Below are 4,027 nucleotides of genomic sequence, written 5' to 3' on the forward strand. Positions count from 1 at the left end.
GCATGCACACGGCTATCGGATACCTCGCACCGGTTACGAGGGAACGCAGCCTTCTGGCTGCATGACTTGGTGTACGTGGAAACGAGGCAGGATCACTTTACCTACCGAGAAATCAACTCAACTGTTCGGCATGCTTTTTCTCCGTTTGAGTCGATGGTCAAACACGCGCCGACTGAGAATCTTGATGACGCGTCCAAATGGCTGGATCTACGCTGGCTCGATAAGGCGATACGCCTTAAGAATCGCGAAGTCCATCATGGCACGCGCAGGCAACTCGTCTTGCTCTCACAGAGTCGGTGCTACGTTCTCTTCCATGTATCTTTAATTCGTGCTTTATGTACGCTCGAGAAATGAATGACCAAGAAAATCAGGTCACTTCCTTCCCTCAACCTGAACGAACGGGTTACGCTGCCGTGCAACAACAAAAGGAGCTGAGGATGGCAATGGAAGACGTGAAGCAAATCAAAGAAACCAACGGTTCGGATCGTACGAACGCGTACCTTGAACAGGGTTGGGTGCCGTTGGCTACCTCCCAACGACAGGAGGGCAACGATCAGTGGGTTGTCTACAGCCTTGGCTGGAAGGGCGACCTACCGGCCAAGATGCCGGCGGATATGTGGCTCTGAGGCTTGCGGTCCTTGTTGGTGCACTACTACTGCTGTGTGGTGGTGCGCTCGCCGCTGACGCCGCCGTACCTGGCTGGGGCACGTCCTCCTGTGGTCAGTGGACGAACTGCACAAGGGCTCGGATCCGGTTTCGATATCTGAGCAGATCGGTCAAGGGCACTGGGCTTGGGGTTACATGAGCGGCCAGAACATGGTGCTCGTAATGGCCGACAAAAAATCGGTCGAACTGGCTGACTGGACCACCATGTCGGCGTACTTCGACACGCAGTGCGCAATCGACCCACTTCAGTCGATGTTCATGGTCACGATGCGGCTGTACAGCGAACTTGCGCGTCGGCAGGGCGTCAAGACGCCTTAGGCCACTCGGTTATCGACAGCCATGTTCGCGTTAGGTCAGAGTACTGGATGCGAAGGCAGCACACGGCCTCCCAGTGCTCCATGTACTCGCGATCCAGGTACTTGCTGGCCTGCGTCGTCATGCGCAGCGCGACTCCACGCGTCAGCATCTGCACAAGCTTGACATCGAACCCCTTTCGCATCTTGTCCACCGGATCGGGCGTTCGTTCTTGACGTACAAAAATACAGTGCAGATGGTCTCTTTTCATAGAGACCATTAGATAGCCACCTAGCAAACCGCGCCACTGACAACGCTGTGGATAAGTGCAGGAGAATGTGGTGCCGGGGCGGGCATAAGCTCGCAATGACCGCGCAGAGGCCGCGAAACAGCGAGGTGCCGCCGAATCCTGCAAATACGTCTACGGGGGGAACTGCCCACGATCGGGCACCGTCGTTACGATTACGGGAAGCTGACGCGACGTCCAAGATCGCCACCACGATGTCGATAGTGAAGGATGGTGGTGCGCAAGACATCTTCGCGCTAAGGCATCACATTGCGATCAGTCGCGCGCATCGCCGCAAAAGCACCAACCTTGAGCTACTTCGGCTTGGCAGCCCGTATGCGCTTGACGCCCGGCTTTGACTTCGCTGTGAGCACTTCAGCAAGTAATCCATGCGTGAGTTCGTGCGCCTTTTTCTCCTCCAGCAGCGCCTTGTGCAGATCATCCAGCCGCTGCTGCAGCGCCTCGCCTTGCGATCGCGCCTGCACGAGTGATGTCGACTGGCTTGCGAGCTGCTCCCGAAGCTCGCGCTCCAGCTGCTGGGCGGCCTGCTGCGTCTCGCGCAGCATCCGGCGGCCGGCCTCCAAGGTCTGCGCCGCGGCTTCCTCACTCTGAATGCGCTGCTGACGCTCACGGGCGAGGGCGGTCTCGGCCTGCTTGTGAGATTGCCGGGCCCGATCGACTTCTTCCAGCATCCGCCGCTCCTGCGCGGTATGGCGGTCGATCGCATCACGCAGGTCCTGGTCGCGGACGGCGAGTGCCGAAGAATGTTCTTGCCGCAATCTTTCCGCAATGCCTTGTGCATCGACTAACAGAGCATTGAGTCTCGCCATTTCCCTGGCAGCCGCCTCGCGCTGCCTCAGTCCTTCAGACGCCAATGCCGTCACCTGATGTTCGAGTGCCTCCCGCGCCTGCTGCGAAGAGGCGAGGGCATGGTCCAGACTGGCGCGTGTCTGCGCGAACGCATCCTCTCGCTGAGTAAGCTCAAGTCGCTTGCCTTCGAGTTCATCCTCTCGAGCTTTGAGTTCATTGCGGACTTTCTCGAGCACTGCATCCTGGACTTGCTCGGCTTCCTTGCGCGCCGTCTCCCAGAGCAGCCGCGTCGCATTGCGCACGCTCACAGGCACGCCATCCGCGTCATTGCCCGCGGCCAGATTCGCAGTCCCGGAGACTCCGACGGCCAGCCTGGACCCGAGTGCTTTGAACCAGGCCTCGATCATTGGACCGACCGTGTTTGGCGAACCTTTTCCGAGTCTCTGCCGCACACGATCGACCGTGGGCCGAAGGCCTTCGTGCATCAGCGCATCGGCCGCAGCCCAGACCTCGTGTTCCTGCGTTCCGCGTCGAGCCTTCGTGAATTCCATGATTCCAGACCCTCGTACTTTTCAGTTTCCAACCGCCCTGCCGCCCCATCTTTTACCCTCGATAAGCGTCAGTTATCGTGATCTATTTATGTATGATGTACCAAATCATACATGCGACATAAGATTAAAGCCATGAATCCGTCCACCACGAATCAGCCGCCGCTGGCAAGCCTGCTGGCGTTGTCGGAACGCCGGCCGGTGCTGGATCCCGCAGTGCTGACGGAAACGGCTGAACGGGCTGCGCATGCTTTGCTTCGGCAAGGCGAATCGGCGAACACACGGTTGTCCTATGGCTCGGCGATGCGCTACTGGGCCGCCTGGTATGCAGCGCGCTTTGGTGACTCGCTGAGCACGCCGGTGCCGGTGCCCGTGGTGATCCAGTTCATCGTCGACCATGCATCGAGGACCAACGAAGACGGCGGCACGCTGGTGAGTGAACTGCCGGCGGACGTGGATGCGGCGCTGGTCGCGGCGCGCTACAAGGCAAGACTCGGTGTACCGGCCCTGAATACGCTGTCGCACCGGCTTGCGGTGCTGTCCAAGGCGCACCAGCTGGCCAGGGTGGCGAATCCGTGTGCGGACGCGGTAGTGCGGGAGTTGTTAGCCCGGACACGTCGGGCTTACGCGCAGCGTGGCGTCCGGACCCACAAGCAGCGGGCACTGACCAAGGATCCGCTACAGCTGGTGCTGGCGACCTGCGATGACACCCTCAGGGGGAAACGCGATCGCGCCCTCCTCCTGTTTGCCTGGGCTTCCGGCGGACGGCGGCGTTCCGAGGTGGCATCGGCCGACATGGAGAACCTGGTGCGGGTAGATGCGACGTCCTATCTCTACACGCTGGGACACTCGAAGACGAACCAGACGGGAAAACTCCGGCCAGAGGATGTGAAGCCGCTGGTGGGGAGTGCTGCTGTGGCCATGACGGACTGGCTGGAGGCGAGTCGGATCACCGAGGGGAAGATCTTCAGAAGCATCCGCAAGGGCGGGCATCTTGCCGAGCCGCTGGCGCCTGCTGCGGTGCGGGACATTGTGAAGGCGCGGTGTCTGCTGGCGGGAGTTGAGGGGGACTTCAGCGCGCATTCGTTGCGGGCCGGGTTCGTGACGGAGGCCGGGCGTCAGAACATGTCGCTGCCCGAGACGATGGCCATGACGGGGCATCAGAGCGTCACCGTGGTGATGGGGTATTTCAGGGCAGAGAGTGCGCTGGGGAGCAAGGTCGGGAGGATGATGGATGAGAGTTAACGTCAAACGGTGACGCTTCGGGACTTCACTGCCCTCGCACACGCCATTCGACAGGAATGTACATGATGGTAATATACAAATCATGGTAGACCTGAGCCGTGTGACGGGGTTCGACTGGGACAAAGGCAATGCCCGCAAGAATGAAAAGCATGGTGTTTCCATGGCTGAATCGGAGCAA

Annotated in this window: 4 protein-coding genes; 3 read left to right on the forward strand and 1 reads right to left on the reverse strand. The window is 59.9% G+C overall.

The window, feature by feature from the left end:
• The first annotated feature begins 350 nt into the window (after positions 1–350).
• Positions 351–626 (forward strand): hypothetical protein, encoded by a 276-nt coding sequence (locus RCH10_RS27280; RefSeq protein WP_409054802.1) that lies wholly within the window; start codon positions 351–353, stop codon positions 624–626.
• Between the two features lie 202 nt (positions 627–828).
• Positions 829–984, forward strand: a complete 156-nt coding sequence (locus RCH10_RS27285; protein ID WP_409054803.1) for a hypothetical protein — start codon at positions 829–831, stop codon at positions 982–984.
• Between the two features lie 576 nt (positions 985–1,560).
• Here RCH10_RS27285 and RCH10_RS27290 read toward each other — a convergent pair.
• Positions 1,561–2,607, reverse strand: a complete 1,047-nt coding sequence (locus RCH10_RS27290; RefSeq protein ID WP_409054804.1) for a DNA-binding protein — start codon at positions 2,605–2,607, stop codon at positions 1,561–1,563.
• 132 nt (positions 2,608–2,739) lie between these two features.
• Here RCH10_RS27290 and RCH10_RS27295 point away from each other — a divergent pair, with 132 nt between their 5' ends.
• Positions 2,740–3,849 (forward strand): site-specific integrase, encoded by a 1,110-nt coding sequence (locus RCH10_RS27295; protein WP_409054805.1) that lies wholly within the window; start codon positions 2,740–2,742, stop codon positions 3,847–3,849.
• Positions 3,850–4,027 lie beyond the last annotated feature (178 nt).

Source organism: Variovorax sp. GrIS 2.14 (assembly GCF_046115955.1).
Classification (GTDB): domain Bacteria; phylum Pseudomonadota; class Gammaproteobacteria; order Burkholderiales; family Burkholderiaceae_C; genus Variovorax.

Bases quoted from the DNA above. Each gene is read 5' to 3' on its own strand.
- RCH10_RS27280 (WP_409054802.1), top strand. From the start codon at position 351: ATGAATGACCAAGAAAATCAGGTCACTTCCTTCCCTCAACCTGAACGA.
- RCH10_RS27285 (WP_409054803.1), top strand. From the start codon at position 829: ATGGCCGACAAAAAATCGGTCGAACTGGCTGACTGGACCACCATGTCG.
- RCH10_RS27290 (WP_409054804.1), bottom strand. From the start codon at position 2,607: ATGGAATTCACGAAGGCTCGACGCGGAACGCAGGAACACGAGGTCTGG.
- RCH10_RS27295 (WP_409054805.1), top strand. From the start codon at position 2,740: ATGAATCCGTCCACCACGAATCAGCCGCCGCTGGCAAGCCTGCTGGCG.